Origin of the sequence: Christiangramia fulva, assembly GCF_003024155.1 — a bacterium.
GTDB lineage: Bacteria > Bacteroidota > Bacteroidia > Flavobacteriales > Flavobacteriaceae > Christiangramia > Christiangramia fulva.
Window position 1 is genome coordinate 3,893,481 of sequence record NZ_CP028136.1, and the last position, 23,062, is coordinate 3,916,542.

The 23,062-nt window shown below is 35.5% G+C and carries 17 protein-coding genes; all 17 read right to left on the bottom strand.

The genetic code is table 11. The annotated features are described in order from the left end of the window. Position 1 precedes the first annotated feature (1 nt). Positions 2 to 1,786 (bottom strand): ABC transporter ATP-binding protein, encoded by a 1,785-nt coding sequence (locus C7S20_RS17415; protein WP_107013664.1) that lies wholly within the window; start codon positions 1,784 to 1,786, stop codon positions 2 to 4. An 83-nt stretch (positions 1,787 to 1,869) separates the two neighbouring features. Continuing rightward, positions 1,870 to 3,765, bottom strand: coding sequence for an asparagine synthase (glutamine-hydrolyzing) (gene asnB, locus C7S20_RS17420; protein WP_107013665.1), 1,896 nt, complete (start codon positions 3,763 to 3,765; stop codon positions 1,870 to 1,872). A gap of 3 nt (positions 3,766 to 3,768) precedes the next feature. Then, positions 3,769 to 4,743, bottom strand: coding sequence for a polysaccharide deacetylase family protein (locus C7S20_RS17425; RefSeq protein ID WP_107013666.1), 975 nt, complete (start codon positions 4,741 to 4,743; stop codon positions 3,769 to 3,771). 628 nt (positions 4,744 to 5,371) lie between these two features. After that, positions 5,372 to 6,574: a hypothetical protein gene (locus C7S20_RS17430; protein WP_107013667.1), complete on the bottom strand. Its 1,203-nt coding sequence runs from the start codon at positions 6,572 to 6,574 to the stop codon at positions 5,372 to 5,374. Positions 6,575 to 6,576: 2 nt separating this feature from the next. Next, positions 6,577 to 7,527, bottom strand: coding sequence for a GNAT family N-acetyltransferase (locus C7S20_RS17435; RefSeq protein WP_107013668.1), 951 nt, complete (start codon positions 7,525 to 7,527; stop codon positions 6,577 to 6,579). A gap of 320 nt (positions 7,528 to 7,847) precedes the next feature. After that, positions 7,848 to 8,960: a glycosyltransferase gene (locus tag C7S20_RS17440; RefSeq protein WP_107013669.1), complete on the bottom strand. Its 1,113-nt coding sequence runs from the start codon at positions 8,958 to 8,960 to the stop codon at positions 7,848 to 7,850. An 11-nt stretch (positions 8,961 to 8,971) separates the two neighbouring features. Further along, positions 8,972 to 11,197, bottom strand: a complete 2,226-nt coding sequence (locus tag C7S20_RS17445) for a glycosyltransferase (RefSeq protein ID WP_107013670.1) — start codon at positions 11,195 to 11,197, stop codon at positions 8,972 to 8,974. A 3-nt stretch (positions 11,198 to 11,200) separates the two neighbouring features. Further along, positions 11,201 to 12,316 (bottom strand): glycosyltransferase, encoded by a 1,116-nt coding sequence (locus C7S20_RS17450; RefSeq protein ID WP_107013671.1) that lies wholly within the window; start codon positions 12,314 to 12,316, stop codon positions 11,201 to 11,203. Positions 12,317 to 12,364: 48 nt separating this feature from the next. Further along, positions 12,365 to 13,453 carry a glycosyltransferase gene (locus tag C7S20_RS17455; protein ID WP_107013672.1) on the bottom strand — a complete coding sequence of 363 codons (1,089 nt, stop codon included), beginning with the start codon at positions 13,451 to 13,453 and terminating at the stop codon, positions 12,365 to 12,367. Then, a complete protein-coding gene (gene wecB, locus C7S20_RS17460; protein ID WP_107013673.1) occupies positions 13,450 to 14,580 on the bottom strand; it encodes a non-hydrolyzing UDP-N-acetylglucosamine 2-epimerase in 1,131 nt (376 codons plus the stop codon). The genes C7S20_RS17455 and wecB overlap by 4 nt, the downstream gene beginning before the upstream one ends. A 17-nt stretch (positions 14,581 to 14,597) precedes the next feature. Next, positions 14,598 to 15,455 (bottom strand): glycosyltransferase family 2 protein, encoded by an 858-nt coding sequence (locus C7S20_RS17465; RefSeq protein ID WP_107013674.1) that lies wholly within the window; start codon positions 15,453 to 15,455, stop codon positions 14,598 to 14,600. A 9-nt stretch (positions 15,456 to 15,464) separates the two neighbouring features. Then, positions 15,465 to 16,928, bottom strand: coding sequence for a lipopolysaccharide biosynthesis protein (locus tag C7S20_RS17470; protein ID WP_107013675.1), 1,464 nt, complete (start codon positions 16,926 to 16,928; stop codon positions 15,465 to 15,467). After that, positions 16,928 to 18,211 (bottom strand): glycosyltransferase, encoded by a 1,284-nt coding sequence (locus tag C7S20_RS17475; RefSeq protein ID WP_107013676.1) that lies wholly within the window; start codon positions 18,209 to 18,211, stop codon positions 16,928 to 16,930. The genes C7S20_RS17470 and C7S20_RS17475 overlap by 1 nt, the downstream gene beginning before the upstream one ends. Before the next feature lie 21 nt (positions 18,212 to 18,232). Then, a complete protein-coding gene (locus C7S20_RS17480) occupies positions 18,233 to 19,225 on the bottom strand; it encodes a sulfotransferase family protein (RefSeq protein ID WP_107013677.1) in 993 nt (330 codons plus the stop codon). A 492-nt stretch (positions 19,226 to 19,717) separates the two neighbouring features. After that, positions 19,718 to 20,584, bottom strand: coding sequence for a hypothetical protein (locus tag C7S20_RS17485; protein ID WP_159039975.1), 867 nt, complete (start codon positions 20,582 to 20,584; stop codon positions 19,718 to 19,720). 6 nt (positions 20,585 to 20,590) lie between these two features. Beyond that, positions 20,591 to 21,505 carry a hypothetical protein gene (locus tag C7S20_RS17490; RefSeq protein ID WP_107013679.1) on the bottom strand — a complete coding sequence of 305 codons (915 nt, stop codon included), beginning with the start codon at positions 21,503 to 21,505 and terminating at the stop codon, positions 20,591 to 20,593. A 95-nt stretch (positions 21,506 to 21,600) separates the two neighbouring features. Further along, complete coding sequence (locus C7S20_RS17495; RefSeq protein WP_107013680.1) at positions 21,601 to 23,037, bottom strand: MBOAT family O-acyltransferase; 1,437 nt, start codon at positions 23,035 to 23,037, stop codon at positions 21,601 to 21,603. Positions 23,038 to 23,062: the final 25 nt, after the last annotated feature.

Here is a 23,062-nt window from a genome sequence, read left to right on the forward strand (position 1 = left end):
TTTAAAGGCTCTGGTAGCGGACCATCCGCTGGAATTCTTTACTTTTCGACATCAGTTCGGCATAGGTACCACTGGATTCGATGCGACCGTCTTTTAAAACAATGATCTTATCTGCAAATTTCACCGTTGAAAGGCGATGGGCAATGATAATCATCGTGTATTTTCCTTTAAGGCTGATCAGGTTATTCTGAATTTCATTCTCTGTTTCACTATCCAGGGAAGAAGTCGCCTCATCCATAAAAAGAATTTCAGTTTCCTTAAATAGTTCCCTGGCAATAGAAAATCGCTGTTTTTGACCTCCACTGATGTTTATTCCGTTATAACCCAGCAGAGTTTCTTCCTTATATGGTAAGCTTTTAATATATGAATCGATTGCCGCTTTTTCTGCGGCTTTCCAGAATCTATCAAGACTTGCATTATTTTTTTCTTTCCAGAAACTGATGTTATTAAATACCGAATCATTAAAAATAACGGGGTCCTGAACTATATACCCGGTCTTTTTCCTAAAAGAGATCAGGTCCAGATTTTTCATCGGTTCTCCATCAACAATAAAACGGCCACTATCGGGAGTTATAATTCCTGAAAGGATATTCATTAATGTAGTTTTACCGGCACCACTCTCCCCAACGATCGCAACAATTTCATTTTTGCTGATTACCAGATCGATATCCTTCAACACCGGCCGTTTTTTTTCATAGGAAAAGGAAACTGCTTTTAATTCAATTTTATCGTCAAAACTTTTAAAAACAATATCTCCTGAGGATTCCTGATTATTCTTTAATTCTTTTCTGAAGTGGATAATATTTGAAATACTTCCTGAATTTCCCAGGAAAAAATTCCATTGTTCCTGCATGGCCATAAAAAAAGTGATTGCTCGGTAAAGAAGGATCAGACTCAACATAATGGTAGCCACCGGCCTTTCGGAAAAATGAATAAATGTGAAAATAGCACCAAAGACAATAATAATTATCAATGGTTCCCTTAGCCCACTTAAAATCGCTTCAGAGATCCCCAGTTTTTTCTGGTATTTCTCCAGAATTTTTACCCTGTCCTTTATCCGTTTGCCGAAGGTTCTATTCAGTCCCGTGGCTTTTAAATACTGAAAATGATTGATCGCCTGCATCAGCAATCCCTGGAAATGATGGCTTTCCTGTGTATATTTTTTGGAGAAATATTTCGTTCTTTTATAAATATAGGAGAAAACAAAGTTCATCAAAAGGCCCCCGAGGAGCACCAACAGGGAAAAGATCCAGGCAGTCCTTATGGCTAAAAGCACATAAACCACCACAAGTGCGAAATAATGCAAAGATTTAAAATACTGTTTGTAAGCACCATTGATTCGGTTAATTTCCCCGGTAAAACTGTTCTGAATTCTCCCGGTATCGGCTACGGAAAATTTCTGATAATCGTAAGTATTGAAAAGATCCAAATGTTCGAATCTTAATTTCCGCATAAAAAACTGCTGGAGATAAACGCGGTAAGTGATCTCCATAAAACGAAGAATTCCTTTTAAAGAAAAAATGATCAGAATTAAAAAAAATACATTCTTCAGGGAAAGCTCAATCGAAATAAAATTTAAAAAACGGTCCAGATAATTATTCACCTCGACGCCCGATTCTATTCCCAAAGAGAGTTGGATAAGCGGAATGAACATCGCTATTCCCAAACCATCAAGTAGACCTAAAATAATGCTGAGAAAAACATCAATAAAGAGCCTTAAACCCAGATAATCATAGAAGAAATTGAAATAAAAGAAATTCTTCTTAAAAGTTTGCTTGTTGATCATGCCGGCCGGTTACTTAACTCAAATCTACTATTTTTTTGGAAAGGGAATAGAAAGCTGTTTTCCTTTTCCTTTTGAAATGAAAACTAAATGGACAAAAAGGTGTTTTTATACCACTTCTGAAAACAGTAAAAGGCCCATACCTTAAAGGTATTATCCTCTTTAGAATTTAGATGCCTTTCTACCAAAGTATTTACGCGGGTAGTATTGAAGATGCCCTGTTTTTCTAAAAAATCATAATTGGAGTAAGATTTCAGTTCGGCAGAAAGATGTTCACGCAACCAATCGCCCACCGGAACCCCAAATCCTTTTTTAGATTTATCTAAAAATTTGTCGGGGAATTCTTTGCGATAGGCATCTTTTAAAATATGCTTTTTGTCCCAACCTTTCATTAAATAATCGTCAGGCAGGGAATTGGTATAATCCCATAGTTTTTTATTTAAGAATGGCGCCCTGCTTTCCAGGGAGGTGAGCATGCTGGTGCGGTCAACTTTTACAAGCATATCACCTTCCAGGCTTATATGTTTGTCAACAAGCCTGAAATCACCTAAAGTTTCGATCCTTGAAGGAAAAATCTTTTTCCAGTGACTCCAAATATTACCATTATAATATTTCGGTCTTAAAAGCTCTCTTAATTCCTGGGCCTGATTAGCAAGTGAAATGATATTGAAATAGAAGTTCCCATCATAATTCACAGAGGCCAGGGTTTTTTTTACCTTGAACCTCAAACCTCTCTTATCATCCTTACTGGAAAGAAGCGGATTTAATACAGAAGAAAGGACTTCGTGTCCTTGTTCGGGAATAACAGAGGTATATTTTCTGTTCATTTTTCCCATATAATATTTATTATAACCTCCAAAGACCTCATCACCACCATCACCGGTAAGCGCAACCTTTACAAATTGCCGTGTTTTATGCGCAACCAGATAGGTAGGAAGCGATGAAGAATCAGCAAAGGGTTCATCAAAATTCAACAAAATACTGTCAATATTATCCCTAAGATCTTTGATGGAAATTATAAATTCATGGTGTTTACTATTGATCAGCTTCGCTACCGTTCTTGCTTTATCAGATTCATCAAAAGATTTCTTTTCAAAGCCTATCGAGAATGTATCGATTCTATAATCCTTCTGTTGAGCCAGGGCAAGAGAAACGATAGAAGAATCAACTCCTCCAGAAAGAAAGGTTCCCAAAGGCACATCGGCATAAGATCGGCTTTCCACACTTTCATTTACAAGATCATAAGTTTTCTTTTTTGCCTCCTCATAACTTATTTGAGAATCCTTTTCAATATGTTCCTCCTTCACAATTTTATTTAGAGAAAATGAAAGATCCTCACAATTAATTTCGAGATAGGAATTAGCTTCCAGTTTAAAAATATTCTCATAGATGCTAAAAGGAGCTGGAATATAGGTTAAGCGGAAGAAAAGGTCGAGTCCTTCAACAGAAATTGAAGGCTTATTTTCAAGATGGGGTACAATTGATTTTAGTTCTGATGCCCAAAAAAATGAATTCCCATTTCGGGTATAATAAAGAGGTTTTTCACCAAAAAAATCACGGGCTATAAAAATCTTTTTCAAATTATCATCATAAATACTGAAGGCAAACATTCCGTCAAGCATTCTGAAAGAATCTGTTCCATATTTTTCATATAGTCGCAGGATAACTTCAGTATCTGAAGTAGTATTGAAAACAACACCTTTAGCTTCCAATTGCCGCCTTAGTTTCTGGAAATTATAGATTTCACCGTTAAAGACCAGGGCGATCTTACCATCTTCAGAATAAAAAGGCTGTTTTCCGGTTGCAAGATCAATAATAGATAAACGACGCATTGCCATACCGATTCTGAAAGAAGAATTTTCATTTTCGAAAAATCCGTCTTCATCGGGGCCGCGATGAATAATTTTTTGATTCATATCCGCAAGAATTGATCGAACAGATCTCGAAGAATTCAGGGTCAAAACGCCGTTTATTCCACACATACCTTAGCTTATCTTAGCTCCAATCTCCTGCATATTTAGCGATTGGAAATTATATTTTTCTTTTAGTTTTGAAAAATGATCTAATATCGATTTTAAGTCCTTTAAACTTTCCTGAGGATGGTTTCCAAAATTATGAGGATGCCACCAAAGGTGATAAATTTCCGCATTTTTCGCAGCATTTTCCATTTCGTTGAGAATCCTTCTCATCTTCACATTATGAAGAAAAAAATTTTCTTCATAAGGCCTGAAGAAGCGACTAGCCGGCTGCTGAAGCGGCATGCCTTCCTGGCGTTGAAGATTCGAAAGAGGATAGGTCTTCTTTCCGAAATTGACGTAGGCATCTCCTGTACGGGCAATTTTAGTTGGCAGGTTGGAGTCTAAAGGGTTTTTCCAATACCAGCTGGAGGGATTAGAACGAACATTTTCAATTCCATATTGGTAACAAACTTTGAGATAATCCTCATTTAGTTGATTTCTGGGGAAAACAAGGGATTTTAAGGAAATTCCCTGTTCCGTCGCCAATTTCACAGCGGTTTCCAGATCGGCTTCGAATTGTTTAACATCCTGCCCTTTTTCTCCACAGTAATAATGGCTATAGGTATGGGTTCCTATTTCCTGACCCGGTGTTTTCTTAATAGTATCTATAAGTTCTGGTGCGAAACAAAATATTTCGGAATCTGGATCCGCCTTGAATTCCATTCCAAAGTTATAGGCTGAAAGTTTTGAATTCTCGTAGACAGATTGCACCACCGGAATATTACGCTTCCATTCATCCCAGCCTTTATTGAAAAGCATGCCTACAACAGCCCAGGTTACATGAATATTATGTTGTGAGAATTCCTTTAAAAGTTCCGGAATAAGTTTCTTTGTATTTGAAAAATATTCAAAAACATTAGAAGGCTCCGTATGATCAAACACCCCCCAAAGAAGTTCAAAATCCAGGGAAATTGTAAAGATGCCATACTTTTTTTGGTTCATTTTGAAAGCTTAATCGGTTAATTAGGGATTGGTTAATCGGTTAATGGGATGGGTTAATTGGTTAATTTGTTAATTCGGGATTGAATACTTCGACTCTAAAGGTCTAACTGCATCAGCGCTAAGTGATAAGGTTAAACCACAACGGATACAAATTCTGGATCCTTTATTCACCAAAAAATCTCTCCTGTCTAATAGTCTCCTTTTCTCCGCGTCTTTTTTTGTCTCCCAGTCTCCCTTTCTCTTTGTCTTCTTTTTTTTTCTCTTGTCATTCCTTAAAAAATCCCACTCTTAATATACTTTGTAAATTAATTTTCACTCAATACTGAACAGTGAACACTTACAACTTCATCCTCAAATCTCCTGCTCCACCTGTCACTTCATCACAAGATCACACTTTCAAAGCATCACTTCATTACTACTTCACAAGTTTATCTATCCTTTCCCCGTCTCCCAGTCTCCCTTTCTCCGCGTCTCCTTTTTTCTTTCTATTATCATTCCGTACAAAAATCCTATTACTCTACTAATACTTTATAATTTATTTTTTACTCAATACTGAACAGTGAACACTCACAACTTCATCCTCAAATCTCCTGCTTCCCCTTTCCTCCTGATCACAACTTCTTCACTCCTAAACGGCCACTTCAATTTCCTTTATCCTTCGTTCTCTCAATTTCTGCAGTTTTTTGATCCTGATAAACTTTTTTTCAGCGAGATAATAGTAGATCACGAAAAACAAATAATACATAACCATCGTCTTTTGCCGCATGATGATTCCCAAATTCGACATTACAAAGGTCATGGCAACCGAAGCCGATAAAAATATCACGAAACTCATTTTAACCATGGAAGGAGACTTTCGAAGAAATTTGATAAAATCTTTTTTGAGAATTTTTACAAATAACAATAAATAAAGCAGGTTTTCAACAGAGGTAATAATTCCAAGGAAATTGGGAGCATCAATAAAAAGGGGACGAAACCAAAAGGTAAACAGTTTTAAAGGCAATGGGTAAGAGCTCATATCTACTCCCGAGCCGGCTTTACTTAAATCTTCGGCATTTTTTTCCGCAGCCTGTTCAAAATCTGTAACAATGTCCTCTGAATTTTGCAATCCCATTACTCCCAGGATCTTGTCCTGAGCAATATAAACGGCTCCAATCATACAAATATATACGAGTATCTTTTTCCATAATGCGATTTTTTCCCTTCCGCTCATATATCCCATTACAGCTCCCAAAGCTACAAATAGAAACACATGGGGTCGGATATAAAAGATAATGGCAGAACCCAGAAAAAGAATGGGAAGGCGAGATTTTGGTTCAGCGATCGCATAGGTAAACATCATCAATCCCAAAAAAATTGGAGCTCCTTTTCCCAGAGAGGCGGTCCAGAAATGCATATTGGGAAAGAACAGGATCAGGGTCATTAGATCAAAACGCTTAAAAACCTGCACCTTTACTGGTATTTTTTCCCGGAAGAATAAATAAGCATAAACAAAGCCTAAATATCCAAACCAGGAAAAGGTACACATAAGCATATCATACGAAAATCCCAGTTCATAAAACGGATAGGCTAAAAAATGAATGAAAGCAGTATCTGTTCCAAATAATCCAAACCAGGAAAGACGATTTTGTTCGAAAAATTTAAAATAGGATTTTGAATCAGATAAATTAAAATATGCGTAAGCTGAGTAGATCCCATAGAAGACAAGATGATACAGGTATAAAAGGTTCATCTTCTTTTTATCAAAAAAAGGATGCCTTTTGGTGTAGGCCGCAAAGATGACCTGGTTCAGAAGATAAAATAATATGATTAAAAAAAATACTCCCAACATCTTTAAAATAATTCCAGATCTCCAAGGCTGTTATGCCACTCCTGTATTTGAAGAAATTGTTTTTCTTTTTGTTCTAATAAATTCAGATTCCGAAGGGTCAGGATAGGTCCGTAATTACCCTTGATCTTTAGGAAACCAGTTTTCAGAAAAGCCGGAGCAAAACTCAGAAATTGAGCTCCAAATTTCTTCTCCAGCTTGCTAATCGCACGGTCCACCTCTTTTTGCGCTTCTACACTGCTTTTATCATAGATGCATTCGGCTATGCGCAATTCCTTTAATCTTTTTCTCTTTTTCACATAAGCTGCCAAATAGAATTTCCTATTACTCATTACCTCATAGCTTTGCAGGGGATTATTTTCATATCTCCAGTAAAGGAACTTAGGAGATTTGGGGGTAAATAATTTATTCGCCGACATTTTATCGGAATTCCATTTCTCACACAGGTTTTCTATATCTTCTCCGGAACCACTCCTGGTGATATTATAGTCTATTTTCTTTTGGAAACCAAATATACCATGAACTGAAGGTTTTAGGCCTACTTTTATTTTACCGACGGCTTGCCATCCCATTTTTAAATAACCGGGACGGCTCTTTTCGTTGGGAGTATTGAAAATAAAATCTTCACCATTCCCCTTCGCTATCTCGACAGCCTTTAAGGTAAGCTTCTTGAATATACCTTTCCCCTGGTGAGCAGGATGAGTAGCCGTATCTACCGCCCGAAAACAATGATATAACTGCTCTGCCTGCTGCCAGTCCCATCTCATAAAAGCCCTTATCCCAATAATTTCTCCATCTTCTTCGGCAACCAAAACCAATGACTTTCCAAAAGGATTGTCTATATGCTTATATCTCCAAACCTTTTCTGAGAGCAGCAATTGATCCTCCCCAAGGCTGGACTTTAAAACCTTTACAATGTCGGGAATATCATTTTCTGTTGCTTCTCTGATGATCATTTATTCAAATTTTGATTTCACGGATTTAAACGGATTTCATGGATTCAGTGAAGCAAACCAGGTATTTATTTCAACCTCTCCAAATCTCCTCGTCTCCAAGCCCCCTTTTCTCCTCGTCCCCCAAGTCTCGCAGTTTCGCCGTGTCCCCTTTTCTCCTCGTCCCCAAGTCTCCTCGTCCCAAGGTCTCCTCTTCCCCGAGTCTCCAAGTCTCCCCCTTCTCTATGTCCCCTCGTCCTAAATGAATTGTCCCATCGAGCGGAGTCGAGATTTCATCACTTCCTCACAAGATCACTTCCTCCCAAGATCACTACTTCACAGCATCACTCCTTCACAATCTCACCATAAATCCCCTCCAACTCCTCAACCATCCTCTTCAAACTAAAATTCTTCACCACCCGTTCCCGGGCCGCTTTTTGGAAGGTTTTAAGTTTTTCAGGATCGTTCATAAGACTGAGACAAAGATCAGAAAGTTTTTCCCAATCTTCAACTTCGCAGATCAGGCCATCCTGCCCATTCCTGATCACCTCCTTAACTCCACCGGCAGCAGTTGACACAATGGCACACTCCATACTCATGCCTTCCAATAAAGCTATAGGAAGGCCTTCAAAAGAGGAACTCATCATAAAAATATCCATAGCAGAAAAGAAAGAGATCGTATCAGTCTGCAATCCCGGGAAAACGAGTCTGCCTTCCAGGCCATATTCGTTTGCATGAGATTTTAGCTGTTCTTCCTGAGGCCCCGCACCCACCAGGATACCATAAGCATCCCTGCTTTCACTTATTCTTTTAAAGGCCTTTATCCAGGCGGTCAGGTTCTTTTGTTCCCGAAAAACCGCGATATTTCCTATAACCACAGCATTTGCAGGAATATTATATTTCTTGCGGATAGCCAGACCTTTTTGAAGGTCTCGTTTAAATTTACTTGTATTCACTCCGTTCAAAAGAGTTTGAACCGGGATTTGAGGTTTGATATTCTCTCTTATAGATCTGGTTGCATCTTCAGAAACCCCAAGGGCCATACTCTGCCGGTTAAAGCTGAATTTGTTCAGAAGTTTTGTTGCTTTGTGGTATCGCTCCTGAATGTTGTGTTCGGTATAAACAACCGGGATTCCGGTTTTTTTATAGATCAGCCTTGCCAGAAAACCGGACCAGGGCAAATGAGCATGGATTAATTGGATCTGATTTTTATCGCAATACCTGACGACTTCCGATTGCTTTAAAATAAGCTCAATATTATTTTTTGCCAGGAAACAGGTAACAGTTCCCCCTTGTGCTTTGATCTCCCCGACCATCTGATTTTTCCAGGGCAGAAAATAAATATAGTGAAATTCGAAGTGATCCCGGTTGTGCAAACTCAGGGTCTCCGGTAACAACATTTCAGCACCTCCGCGGCCGAGGGATTTTATGATGTGAAGTATCTTAATTTTTGACATTTATAAACTGTCTAAAACTTATGTTCATCAATCGTTTCGTAATACACTTGAAGAAAAGAATCGGATAAATTTTTAATACAAAAATCACCATCAACGATTTTTTTTGCATTTTCTATTTTAGAAGAATCCTGAGAATCATATACATTGCACATGGCTTCCACGAAAGATTTAATATTATTTTTAGGAATAAGATAGCCAGTTTCATCTGTGAGAATTTCAGAAATTCCTCCTACGTCATAAGCGATAACCGGGGTAGATAAATACATGGCTTCCAGAATAACTCCAGGCAAACCCTCAATCAAACTCGGTAATACAAGCATATCCGCAAAGCTAATATATGCATCTGGTTGTAACTTTTCCCCATACATGGTTACAACTTGATCTAACCTTTCAACTTTAATTTTTGATTGAACTTTTTCAAACAACCTGCCCTCTCCGATAATATGTAAATGGGCATTGGGTTTAATTTTTAAAAATTCGGAAAAGATCTTTAATAATTCAAAATGATTTTTTTCGGGTGTTAATGATCCTACATGGACAATATTAATACATTTTTCATTAAACGGATTTTTAAATTGTTGCTCTTCACGGGGGCCGATACCGTTGGTTATTACCCTGCTTTTTAAGGTAGTAAAAGGATATACCTCATTTAAATCTTTTCTTGAAGATTCTGAAACCGAAACTATCTTATCAACATTCTTAAGTAACATCCTATTCAGTTCCTTTGAAATTCTACTATTTATGTAATAACTGATTACACTTGCATTTCGAAAAATGATTGGGACCTCCCAACCAAATATCTTTTTTGAAAAAACAGTATATTTTAAGGTGTCAGAAGCATTCGCCTGTATAATATCCGGTTGAAAATTTTTAACAATTTCGGCAATAGCTTTCCATCCCTGAAAATCTATATAGCGATAATTTTCTTTTCTTTTTAAAGATTTTATCGGTTTAGAATAGGAAAGATTTGCTTTACCCTCATATATGCTATAGATCTCTACTTCATGACCTGACTTTTCTAATTGAGAGGATAATTGACAACTAAAAATTTCTGCTCCCCGGTATTGTTTCTTCTGGATTATCTGAAGGATTTTTAGTTTTTTATCTTTACCCAAAGAAGAAATGGTTCTTTTCTCTGATAAGCGGGTATATAAGGTTTCAAATTTCTTTGCATTTTTTTCAGGATTAAATTCATCAATTACCAGTCTTTCGGCATTATCCCCCATAATTTTTCTTAGCGAATCATTATTACATAGGTTTAAAATTTTATCAACAAAAAGTTCTATCTTAAATTCATCAATAATGTAACCTGTTTTTCCATCTATTAACACCTCTTTCACACCGCCAACATTTGAAGCTATTGCAGGTTTATTTTGAACCGCTGCTTCTAATATTACTCCTGGCACTCCTTCCACAAGACTCGAAAGAACTATAAAATCTGAAGCTGCAAGTAATTCCGGAATTTCCTTTCTAAATCCCAGCAAGAAAATAGTATCTCCCAGGTTTCTCTTTTTTACCTCTTCTTCAATGAATCTATAAGTTACACCATCTCCTACACATATCAGTTTTACCAGGTTATCCTTTTTCCTTATTTCTTGAAAGGTTTCTACAAGAAAGATATGATTTTTCTCCGGGCTAAAATTTCCAACATGCATTACAATTTTTGCTTGTGAAGGAATGCCAAGTTGGCTTTTGAGTTTTGTCGTATTGAAATTAACATCAACTTTTTCTGTAGGAATTCCCCGCCTTATCACCGAAGTCTTTTCTTCCGGATAATTAAGAGTCCTTATCAAGTCTTCAATAGATTCAGAGCCCACTGAAGTAACATGGTCAACCTTTTTAAAAATTTTCCTGTACAAAGAAAGCTTAAATGAAGAATCCAGCCATTGACTAATTGTGCTAATATTTCGATAAACCAATGGTTTTCTATCGAGAAAATAATTTGCAGCCACCATATATTTCAAGGTGTCACTTCCATTGCACTGTATGACATCGGGGTTTGTTTCCTTAATAAGTTCTACTAGTCGTTTTAGTAGGTTGATATTAAATTTCCCATCCTTTTTTTTTGAAAGATCAAGATTGATCGCTCCTTCTACTTCAAGGATATTCTCATCATTTTTATAAATTCCCGCAAATATAATGGTATGCCCAAAACCAATAAGTTCTTTGCTTAAATTAGCGGCAAAGACTTCTGCTCCCCTGTATTGTCGTTTTGTTACCAGTTGAAGAATTTTCATTACTTAGGCCTTTAGGACTCTTTTATACATACCAAACATTTGTTTATTTATTGCATTTAATTGAAATGCTTTTTTAAATCTGGAATAAGAATACTGACTTAATGAATCTCTAAGATCTTTATTATTGTATAATTTCAGGATTTGTTCAGCTAAACATTTGAAATCTCCTGGTGCACAAAACAAGGCACCTTTTTCGTCACCTACCACTTCCCGCAAGACTGGAAGATCTGAACAAATGCAGGGAAGTTGGGCCGCAAAAGCTTCGATTAGGGCCCCACCGAGGCCTTCGTAGTAAGAAGGAAATACAAATACAGAAGATTTGGAAAGTTCTTCCTCTACATTCTTGACAAAACCAGGGATCTGAACCCGATCCTGAAGTTCGGCTTTTAATACAAAATCCTGCAGATTTTTACTGCACTTGCCTTCAAAACCTAAGATTTTCAAGTAAATCTCTGTAATACCATATTCTGTTTCCAAATACTTTAAGGCCTTCAAAAGAATTATTTGACCTTTAGCAAACTCTTGTCTTCCTACATTTATAAGGGTAAATCTATGATTGCCTTTATCCATTTTCAGATTCTTATTTTCATTACGCCCTCTGAAGATGATTTGATAATTATTCTTAATTCTATAGATCGGTCTATAGTGATCCAATACTGTTTCAGTAATCGAATGGTAGAAACTTGGATATAACCTTGCAGTCCATAAATCAAATTGTTTGGCCAGGAGAAACTTTTGCCATGATAATCTGCTATCTTTTTTTCGCTCCTGTGAATATGGAGTATTAACCAAGCTTTGAATCACTTTTCCTTTCTTGGTAAAACTCCGGGAAAGCCGGACTAGGATATTTGAACTAACTAATACCGAGTGTATAATTTCGGGCTTAAATTCTTCAATGTGAGTGGATAATTCATGCACCTTACTAAAAAGACCCTTATTCTGAAGAAATCTTATATTGATGCCAAATTTTCTTACTTCTTCCTCATAACTTACTTCCCTTTTATCCCTGCAGATAAAAATCACATCATGACTCTCCTTTTTTAAAAATTTGGCATATACCACCATCGATTTCTCTGCCCCGCCTGTCCCAAGAGAATCTATTACTATCATTATTTTCATATGCCAAAAAAGCCTTTTTAATATTAATAAATGATCTACCTTTAAAAATCAGTTTAGTTGCAGTTTCAATTTCTTTTTCCAAATATCCCTATCAAGTTGTTTAGTGCACTCTTCTATATCAAGAGAAGAATTTTTGAATTCCCTGTGAAATTCAAAAATTCTCTTTGCCATAGCTTCGGGACTTTCATTTAAACAAACCAATAAACCTATATTATACCGATCAAAATAATCTTTGATATCCCAATCGATCTCAGTTGAAACAACATAACAGTTACTTGCAAGATATTCGGCTAATTTTGTTGGGAAACAAACTCTATTTACAATATGATCTTTTCTAATTAAGAATCCTGCCTTACACTCAGCTATGTATTTGGCTACCTCCTCGAATTTATGGCTGGAAACAAATTCTATATTAGAGCTAGGTATGTTCTTTGCTAAAATTTCCGTCCGCTCATCTCTACTGATTACTCTAAATTTCAGTGATGAATCCCTTTTGTACAGTTCGTCCCAAATTTCGGATACAAGGTCCAAGGCCTGCCACACTGCCCCGGAACCTAAATAACAAAAATCGATAGCCTTTTGAACATCATAGTCTCCAAAAACAGTGGTATCAACACAGGTAGGTGCAGCAAATACTTTCTCTATTTGTAATCGAGATTTTACTAGACTATTCATCCTGTGTGAAACAGTTACTACGAGATCAATATTTTTTATCATCGTTTTCTTTATAAACCATAATAAATCAACTTTTTTATTCTGGATAAAAGAGTTTTCAGAAAATGTTTTCTCTTCTGGAACACCATTTATAAACCAAACAGTTTTCTCAGCTTCCAAACTGTAACCAAATTCCAGAGAAGAAAATCCAATTAGTCCTAGAAAACTCAGGTCAGAATTTCCAATAAAATTTTTGATAGCACGGTTTGTTAAAAAAAAATGCTGATATCTATGCTCTAGAATCAAAGTCTTATTGAAAGAATATTCCGAAATAAATAAATCGGAATAATATTTTCTATCTCCCTCATTAACCCGTGGAGATATCCAAATAAAGTTAATTTCAGTATATCTTTCTTTTAGGGTCTCAAATAAAAATGCAAGTCGTGCTCTTTCCAGAGGTCCTCTGTAAATGATTAGATTCATACCAAATTTTTCTTTTCCTGAAGTATTGAAACTATCTGTTTCGCAGCGGTTCCATCTCCATAGGGATTAACAGCATTTGCCATTTTATCATAAATTTCCTTATTAGACAATAATTCCTGCACCGCATTAATAATATTTGATTTGTTGGTCCCTACCAATTTCACTGTTCCATGTTTAAGAGCTTCCGGCCGCTCTGTATTATCCCTCATAACCAAAATAGGTTTCCCCAAACCGGGACCTTCTTCCTGTACTCCACCCGAGTCAGTAAGAATAAGTGTGCTCCTTTTCATTGCACTAATAAATTCTGGATAGCCTAAAGGTTTTATTAATTTAACATTTTCAAGATCAGACAAATATTCTCTCACCGTTTCCTGTACATTAGGATTTAAATGCAATGGGTATATAAAATATACGTTAGGATTGGAATTGGCAAGGGCTCTAATTGCCTCACTGATTCCAATAAATCCTTTCCCAAAATTTTCTCTTCTATGTCCTGTAATTAGGACTAGTTTTTTTTCTTTTAGACCCCCGGTAAAGAAAGCCTCAAGTTCTTCAGGATATATATTCTCTTTGGTTACCTTCTCCGCTGAAAATAATAAGGCGTCTATAACTGTATTTCCTGTAACAAACACCTTTTCTTTAGTGACATTTTCCTGCAGTAAATTATTTTTATTGTTATCCGTAGGAGCAAAATGAAAATCTGCAATCTTTGAGATCAAATTCCTGTTCACTTCCTCCGGCCATGGAGAAAGATTGTTATAAGTACGCAATCCGGCTTCTACATGAGCTACCTTTATTTTATTATAGAAGGCGACCAACGAAGAGATGAAGGCTGTTGTTGTGTCTCCCTGAGTAATTAAAAGATCTGGGGATATTTTATTAAGAACAACCTCAAGCCTTTCTATGCATAAGGCAGAAAGAGAAGACAAAGTTTGATTAGGTTTCATTAATTCCAGATCATAATCCGGGGATATCTCAAACCATTCAAGAATTGGCTCCAGCATTTCCTTATGTTGACCAGTTGAAATAACAGTAACATCTAAGAACCCATTCTTCTCCAATTCCTTTATTATTGGCGCCAACTTTATCGCCTCTGGTCTTGTACCAAATATAACTGCTACTTTCATAGTTTTTCCTGAATTTTTTAAAATTTCGTTCTTATTAATTTGAGTAAAGGTTTTAATGCGGGAGCCATTAAAAAGGCTTTCCGATAATAGCTGTAGGCCTCCTTCTTTTCCCCTATGGCGTTCGCATGATACGCCGCAATGTTATAGTAATTAAATAAATCCTCTTTACTTCTATTCAGAAGAGAGAAATGCTTATCGAGAATTCCTTTAGTGCCCTGATAGATAGCCCGATGGTTAGTTCTGATCCTTTCACCTGTATGCAGGTGTATTTTTAGTAAAGCTTCAGAAATGTGTTTAGACAGAAAATTGTGTTCCATACAAAAAGGAACAAGTCTCATAAATAACTCCGTATGCTGACCTGAAGCAAGATCTATGTCATAACCACCAACGCGTCTAAAGCATTCTTTCCTTATCATGAAACTTCCAGCAACAAATGAACCAGTGATATTGGAAAACACAGGACCTAAATCTGAGGGCATTTTTGATGTAATTAATTTATTTTCCTGCCATTGTTCAAAACCACAGCAAACAATACCAGTATCATCATTCTCAATTTCATCCGCAAACTTTTTCAGTAAATCCGGCTTCATTTCATCATCACTGTCCAAAAAAACCAGGTATTCACCTATAGCCGCTTCTGCTCCCACATTTCTCGAATCACCTGCTCCTGTATTATTCTTTTTGATAAAGCTTATTCGTCTATCCTGAAGAAAACTCTCAACAACCTCCTCAGTACCATCTTCAGAACCATCATCAACGATTATAAGCTCCCAGTCGAAATGTGTTTGCTGCATTACACTCTCAATTGCCCTTTTTAATAAAGAGCCTCTATTATATGAAGGTATTACGATACTTTGGGTTACTGTTTTACTCATAAAAATACTTTAAATCACTTTGGGCTTCTTTTTTTGGATAAAAATTTTTTTTGCCAACTTCAACTCTTCTAAGCCCAACAAATAGCCTATAAGGTAATAGATCATTATACCGCACAATGTAGGAATTAGCAACCTCAAAATGGCAGTCGAAAAAAAACTTTCAATAGTTTTTTGAATATAAAAAATACTCAGGCCCATGATGATAGTACTCCCAGTAGCATTAAAAAGATTTTTAAACATCTCTAATATGGATACATTGATCTGTTTGCCCGCAAAATAAAAGCTGGGTAAGACACTCAACAAGGTTACAATGGCATATGCCATTGCCAAACCGTTTAATCCTCCTAATTTAAGCCCCATTATGAATGCTCCTATATTTGTAATGCTTCGTATTATGGATATCCTCAACGAAATTTCAGGTTTTCCAAGAGAATTGAATATCACACCGTTGAGAGTAAAAACAGACTGTATCGCCCCTATAGCTGCTAAAATTCTAATAATCGGTATCATTTGAACCCAATTTTCGCCAAACGTGACTAAAACAAATGGTTCTGCCAATATTGCTAATCCCATCATTAAGGGAAAAGTTACAAAAGCTATGAGCCGAGTGGCCTTAAGGTAAATGCTCTTTATTTTTTCAACTTCGTTCTGAAGAAGTGAAAATGAAGGAAACATAACCTTTCCTATTACTCTGGAAATATTCCTAAGAGGAAGCATCATAATGGCATACGCTTTTGAATATATGCCCAAAGGCCCGTCTCCTAAAAACTTCCCTATGATTAAATTATCAGCATTTCTACTCCAGTAATTGATCACAGAATCACCAGCCATATTAAAACCATTTTTTGCCAAAGCACGGAACGATGAATAATAAAATTTGGGTTGTTGCCGAACGGGAAATAATACCATTACTAATAAAGTAGTAATAATCTGTTCGGATAATATTTTTGACAAAATACTCCAAACTCCAAAGCCTAAGTAGGCCATGGCAATCGCAATCGTAGAACTGACTATTGTAGATACTATTGACGCTATTGTATTTTTTTTGAACTCCATAGCTTTTATGATCATCGCCTGGTTGACACCCCCAAAAGCCATAATCAAGAAAATAGGAGAATAGACCTTTGTTATTTTACTTAAAATTGCTTCTCCATAGAAATCGGCTATAAGACTGGAAAAAAAGAAAAAAATACCCGTGAGAACTAAACCTGAAATGATATTGAATGTAAATACTGTGTCAATATCTTTTTTAGATATTGATTTCTTTTGTATTAGGGCATTACTAAAGCCCAGATCGACAAAAATTTTAGCAAAACCCGTAAAAACGGCTATCATCCCAATAATACCAAATTCCTCAGGCGTAATTAAACGAGCTAATACAAAGGTCACCAAAAGGTTTAATACCTGGGTACCCCCCTGATTAAAAAAGCTCCAGATAACCCCAACCTTTGTTTTTTGCAGATGATTTCTCATCAAGCATCATTTTTTAAAGCCTCATAATAAATTCCTTCCAATCTTTTGCCAAGATGGATTATGTCAAAGTTCTTGACAACATACTCTCTTCCTTTTGCCCCCATCTCCTCCCTTATCGTTGGATTGTTAATCAAAAAATCTATTTTATCACAAAAGCCTTTAATATCACCTTCTGGAAGTACAAAACCCGATTCCTGCTCTAAAATACCAAATCTCATTCCTCCGGCTGTGCTAACCAATACTGGCATCTGCATAGCCTGAGCTTCTTGAATGACCAGCCCCTGTGTTTCTGCTCTTTTATTCTTATCTGTTAGTCCCGGAGAAACAAAAATTTGACTACGCCTAAAAATTTTAATTATTTCATTCTGTTTTAAGCTTCCTCTTACTTTTAAATATGATTGTAAATTATATTCTCTTATTAAACTCTCAATATGGCTTCTTTCTTTTCCTTCTCCTATCATTTCAAACTCAATATTCTTGATCTTTTTTGTATTTATTAAAAAATTTGCTATTTCAACAAATAAGTGTGGACCTTTCCAAAAGACCAATCTACCACAGAAAACAATTTTCACATTCCTAGAATCATTTATACAACGACCATCAAATAGATTGGTATCTAATGAAACAGGCAACAAATGAATAGGCTCATAACCTGGTTCGATTTTTAAAAGTAAACTCTTGGCATATAAATTATTCGTGGTAAGAATGCTGTTACTACTAAATAACTCTTTATATCTCTTCCTATTCTTTTTTATTTCGGAAACCACCATGTCATGACCATGAAAGCTTGTTATTAATTTGGTTTTTTTAAAGAAACCCACCTCTTTGGCCTTGAAAAAGATATCACTTGTGAAACCAAAATGAGCATGTGCAATATCAAAATCATCTTGGAATCGATTAATCCACGACCCCTTGTAAAAAGCTGCTAGATTAAGAGACTCTTTACCATATTTAAATGGATTTAAAAGATTCAATAGGGTTATTTTTTTCTTAAAATTATGACTCCTTAGGAGCTTTAAAAATTTTATAAATCGTTTCCCTAGATTTGGTGGCATATTTATGAATTCTACCCTATTCATCAAATCATATTCCTCTATTTGATTTTGGAGTGGGGTTTTTTTATAATTGATTGCAAGAATTCTTAAGTAATGCCCTTGATTAATCAAATAAATTATTTGGTTCAAAATGAAAGTCTCAGAAATAGTAGGAAAATTTCTAACAATAAATAATATTTTTAATTTTTTGGTATCATTGACCTCTTCTGTTTTGCACTGTGGAGACATAGATCTTTATTTTTCAAACTATTAAAACAAGGCTACTGCACGAGAAAGATAGATCCTATTATAACAATAAGTTCTTAAGCTCTCATAACTGTTTCTTCTTAATTTCTTTTTAGTATCTAATTTTTCATACTTGAAGCGGTCAAGAACATGTGGAAACAATTTATTTACAAATGCTATCTCTAGTGGGCATATCTCCTTTTTCCAATTATATAATTTTTCATCTGATATTCCTGAAAATTTCATATCCGTTGTGCTATTACCCTTCCAGCTATTACCATTATTTATGGTGGGTACTAGCATCTTTGAATTAAAGGTTATATTCAAGTTTTCACACATGCGCCTAAGAGTATTTTCTGGTCGGCTAATTAGATCTTCATATTTTATGATTTCATAATTATCAATAAGTCTCTCATTCCGGTCCAAATAATAATAAGACTCATATAGGGCCTTAATAGGTTTATCCAAAAAAGGATACTTTTTCTTCCCTTTATATTTTCTTAGTGATACCAAATTAGAGTAAGGATTACGGATTATGTGGATAAATTTGGCTTCAGGATAAATTTTTTTTAGATCTGCAGCAAACTCCATATTTTCAACAGATTTCTCAACAAACCTTTGAGTATCCCTTAAGGAATGATTACCCTTATAAGATATAAAAACGGCTGAGAAATAATCTTCCAGAAATCTCTTTTCATTCATACATGATTGATTCTTCTCGATTTCTTTTTGAAACCGATCTTCATCAAACATATCAATAGTTAAGCTATCTGAATATTTGTCAACATTTATATTGCTTTTTCTGATCCAAGCAAGTCCTTTTTTTTGTGCCTCGCCAAAGTGCAAAGATTTTGGATTTTGCTTCCTGTAGGGATATCTTATACCATAATCTAGAATTTGAAATGGATGAGTTTCAATTGGAAGAACGGCATATCTGGAAATCCCATCAAATAGAGCCCTAATTAAGCTAGTTCCCGATTTGTGAGCTCCCAATAAAAAAATAGGGTCTGGTCTCATGATTTTTTTGATTTTTGAAGATGTATATAAATGACATAGCTTTAGTTACTATTTACCAAATTTTCATACTTTATTTTTTCTGGCATATTGTAATAAATCTCCCCGACTATTTTCTTAAAATTAAGAATAGAGTAGAAAGAATAGTCTATAATATTAATTTATTGGGTTTATTATATAACCATCTCCACTAAGACAGTTTCGTTAGTATTTGCATCTATTATATGGGCCTGCCGGTAATACGGTTGTCCTTTTAGGAATCGTGTATCAAACGGGGCAGGGTTCTAATCTTGAAATGATTCCTTTTGCATTTTTTATTTTTTTATACTTCATCAATTCTTTCTAATTTCCTTTTTTAATTTAGATTGCACTTATTAAGCTCTAAACCTTTAAAAATATTTTACTATTCTTCAAACTAAATTAGAACTCATAGCTTACCAAAATCCATTGCATAAGTTTCAGTCCTTAATAGATTATATGAAAACTAGCTATTTCCTACTGTAGATTTTTCAAGTCATTGGATAATTGAAGTGAAAACCTAGATGAGCCGTACTCGTTCAAATGATGCGAATCCAAAAAAAGTGAATCATCATATTGCATTTGGGAATAATCCAAAGTAATAATCCCTCTTTTGGCTAATTTTGACTTTTCTTTTAAAAATGCATTTTTGAATTCCTTAGGGACTCTTTTCAAATAGGAAGGATGCAATGGAGTACTTACTAGAAATAATTTTATTCGATTTTTAATTGTAAAATTAACTATAGAGTCAAGATACTTCAAAGAAACTTTTGAAATATCCGCCTGTTTCTTATTATGAAAAAAGTGGATTCTAATTTGTCTTTCTGCATTTTTAACATTAGAATATTCAAAATTTGTATAATCCCCCTCCCAATTTTCTTTGAAATGGGGAAACAAACATAGTTCCTTGAATTTTGTTTTAATGAGCCCATGGTAATCCACCGGTACCATCTTCGATAGCTCCGGATATTTTATAAGAGAATAATATCTTTTGAACATTTCATGGGACCATCTACTATTCGATAATTTGTAGTCATTATAGCTTGATAAATTGTTATAGGAAAAACCTAGAAGAACGGTATCTACCTTGGGATGCCGATTGAAAAAACGTTTGAGCTTTAAAAAAGTAATAACGTAAGGCTCTGAAGTTTGAGAAATATTTCTTGCTTTATAAAAATATTTGGGGTCCAAAGCTTTCTGAAGGTGAGAATCCCCCAAGATGAGCGTATTGCTATCCGTACCAAAGGCATCAATCAAATCCAGTTTATTATAACCGTACATAACTCCCATGTAAGAAAGGAATAACAAACCATAGAGAGATAAAGTTTTTAGAAATTTAATCATTATAACCTACCTATTTTGAATATCTTTGATCCATTCCGCTATCTTTTGAGAAACTTTATACCCCGATTTCTTGTATAAATGATTCCCATCGGTAAAGTCATATAGGCTATCTTTTATAACCAGGTATGGAATATCAAATTTCTTGGAAAGGTTTCTCATCTTCGTGTCAAAGTTGGGATCTAATTGATCTTCCAATTCAAGAAAAGGTGCCGAAACTGGTAATCTAACTAAATATACCTTCCCGTGCTGCTTTAAGAATCTAATAGTTTTTTCAAGATATCTTAGACGAAGTTTCGATTTTTTATAATCCTTCAGTTTTTTACTGTAACTCTGAAGTTTCCGTTCTACCCTATCCCGATGGTCCTTGTCCTTCATTGATATATTCACCTCATACCAACCGTTTGCATGTAATTTTTCATTGCTTACATAATTGAGTTTTTTGGTGATAAGATAGATATATTTATAAGGATATTCGTATAAAAGATATTTAATGTTGGGATCCTGATTAACATCCTCAACAGAAGCTAATGCAAGATTATTTTCTCTGTAGTTCGAAGAATCTTCCGGGTTCTCCGCCCGGCTAGCAATACTATAGGGGTCGACAGTAACTATAAATACTCCATCTTTAGTACCAGGATCCAACTTGTTTTTTATGCTTCTAAGATAGACAGGACCGTAGGGACTGTGAGCTACTGTGAACGCGTAATTGTATATATCATTCCTACCTAATACCTCATTAAGAACTGCCGGTTGCACTCCCTGAGCTGCCTTGGAAGTTCCCAGAACCAGGGATGATTGCCTGGGACTGGTAAACCTCGTATAGAAAGGATCTGAGTTTCCATCTGCCAAAGTGAAAATAAAGTAGCCACCGATAGCTAAGAATAAAAGAAATAACAAAATCTTTTCAATAAATAATTTCATAAATACAAATTCTAATTTTTAATATTCGTGGAATATTGAAAAATAGCCAAGGTTAAAGGTTAAATATGTAATCTGAATTTCTCCAAGACTTTTTCCTAAAATTGAAAATAAATAAAGGCTTGTTCCTTACCATCAAAAAGAAATATCAAAATTGAAATAAGAAAATAAAAACTCCATCTGAAAACCCTTTTACGATTAAAGCCTAAACGTTCTATGGCATATTCATTGTTTCTCCCATTCCATTCCACAATTATAAAGAATAGAACCAAAGAAATAATCATACGGGGAAATACCGAGGGAAAAGAAAATAAAGAGGACGAAAACATACTTTTTAGATAGTTAAAGGCATGTGACAAGTTTTCAGCTCGAAAGAAAATCCAGGCTATTACTGTTAAGAAAAAAGTCAACCCAATTTGAAAAAACTCCTTTAGATTAGGTAAGGTTCGATTTTCTGCCACAATACCCAGATGTGTTCTATTCTTACCAGATAACAACAACGGAAGAAAATAAAGAGCATTTAAAAACCCCCAAATAATAAAAGTCCAGTTCGCCCCATGCCAAAATCCACTGACAACAAATATGATAAAGGTATTTCGCACCTTCTTAGCTGTACCTCCTCTACTACCACCTAAAGGAATGTATAAATAATCCCTGAACCAGGTTGACAAAGAAATATGCCATCTTCTCCAAAATTCTGCTATATCTCGTGAAAAATAAGGGAAGGCAAAGTTTTGCATAAGGTTAAAACCGAATAATCTGGCGGTTCCAATTGCGATATCAGAATATCCGGAGAAATCCCCATAGATTTGAAAAGCAAAAAACACGGCTCCCAGAAATAAGGTACTTCCATTGTATTCTCCAGAATGGTTAAAAATCATGTTAGCATATTCTGCACAATTATCTGCTATCACTATCTTTTTAAAAAGCCCCCATAGTATTTGTCTTAGTCCGTCTACAGCCAAAGCATAGTTGAACTCTCTCTTTTTAGAAAATTGGGGTAAAAGATTCGAGGCGCGCTCAATAGGGCCAGCTACTAACTGCGGGAAGAAACTAACGAAAGCCGCAAAGGATATAAAATCCCGGGTGGGCTTTAATTGTTTTCTATAGACATCAATGGTATAACTGAGAGTCTGAAAAGTGTAAAAACTTATTCCAACCGGTAAAATAATTTGCAAAGTGTTAAATCCTAATGTCGCCTTAAGTCCTGGAATAACGTCATATAATGAACCCAGAAAGAAATTATAATATTTAAACACCCCTAACAATCCAAGATTTATTATTAAACTCGACCATAAGAGCATTTTTCTTTTACTTGGAACTTCTTCCTTTTCTAAAGCTCTGCCGATGGAAAAATCAACAAGGGTACTGAACAAGATTAGAGACAGAAATCTCCAGTCCCACCAGCCATAAAAAACGTAGCTTGCAATAGCTACAAAAAGGTTCTGCCACTTAAGGTTTTTATTGAAAACAAACCAGTAGAGGAGAAAAACTACTGGAAGAAAAACTGCAAAGGTTATGGAGTTAAATAACACTGATACTTACGGTTTTAAGTTTGTC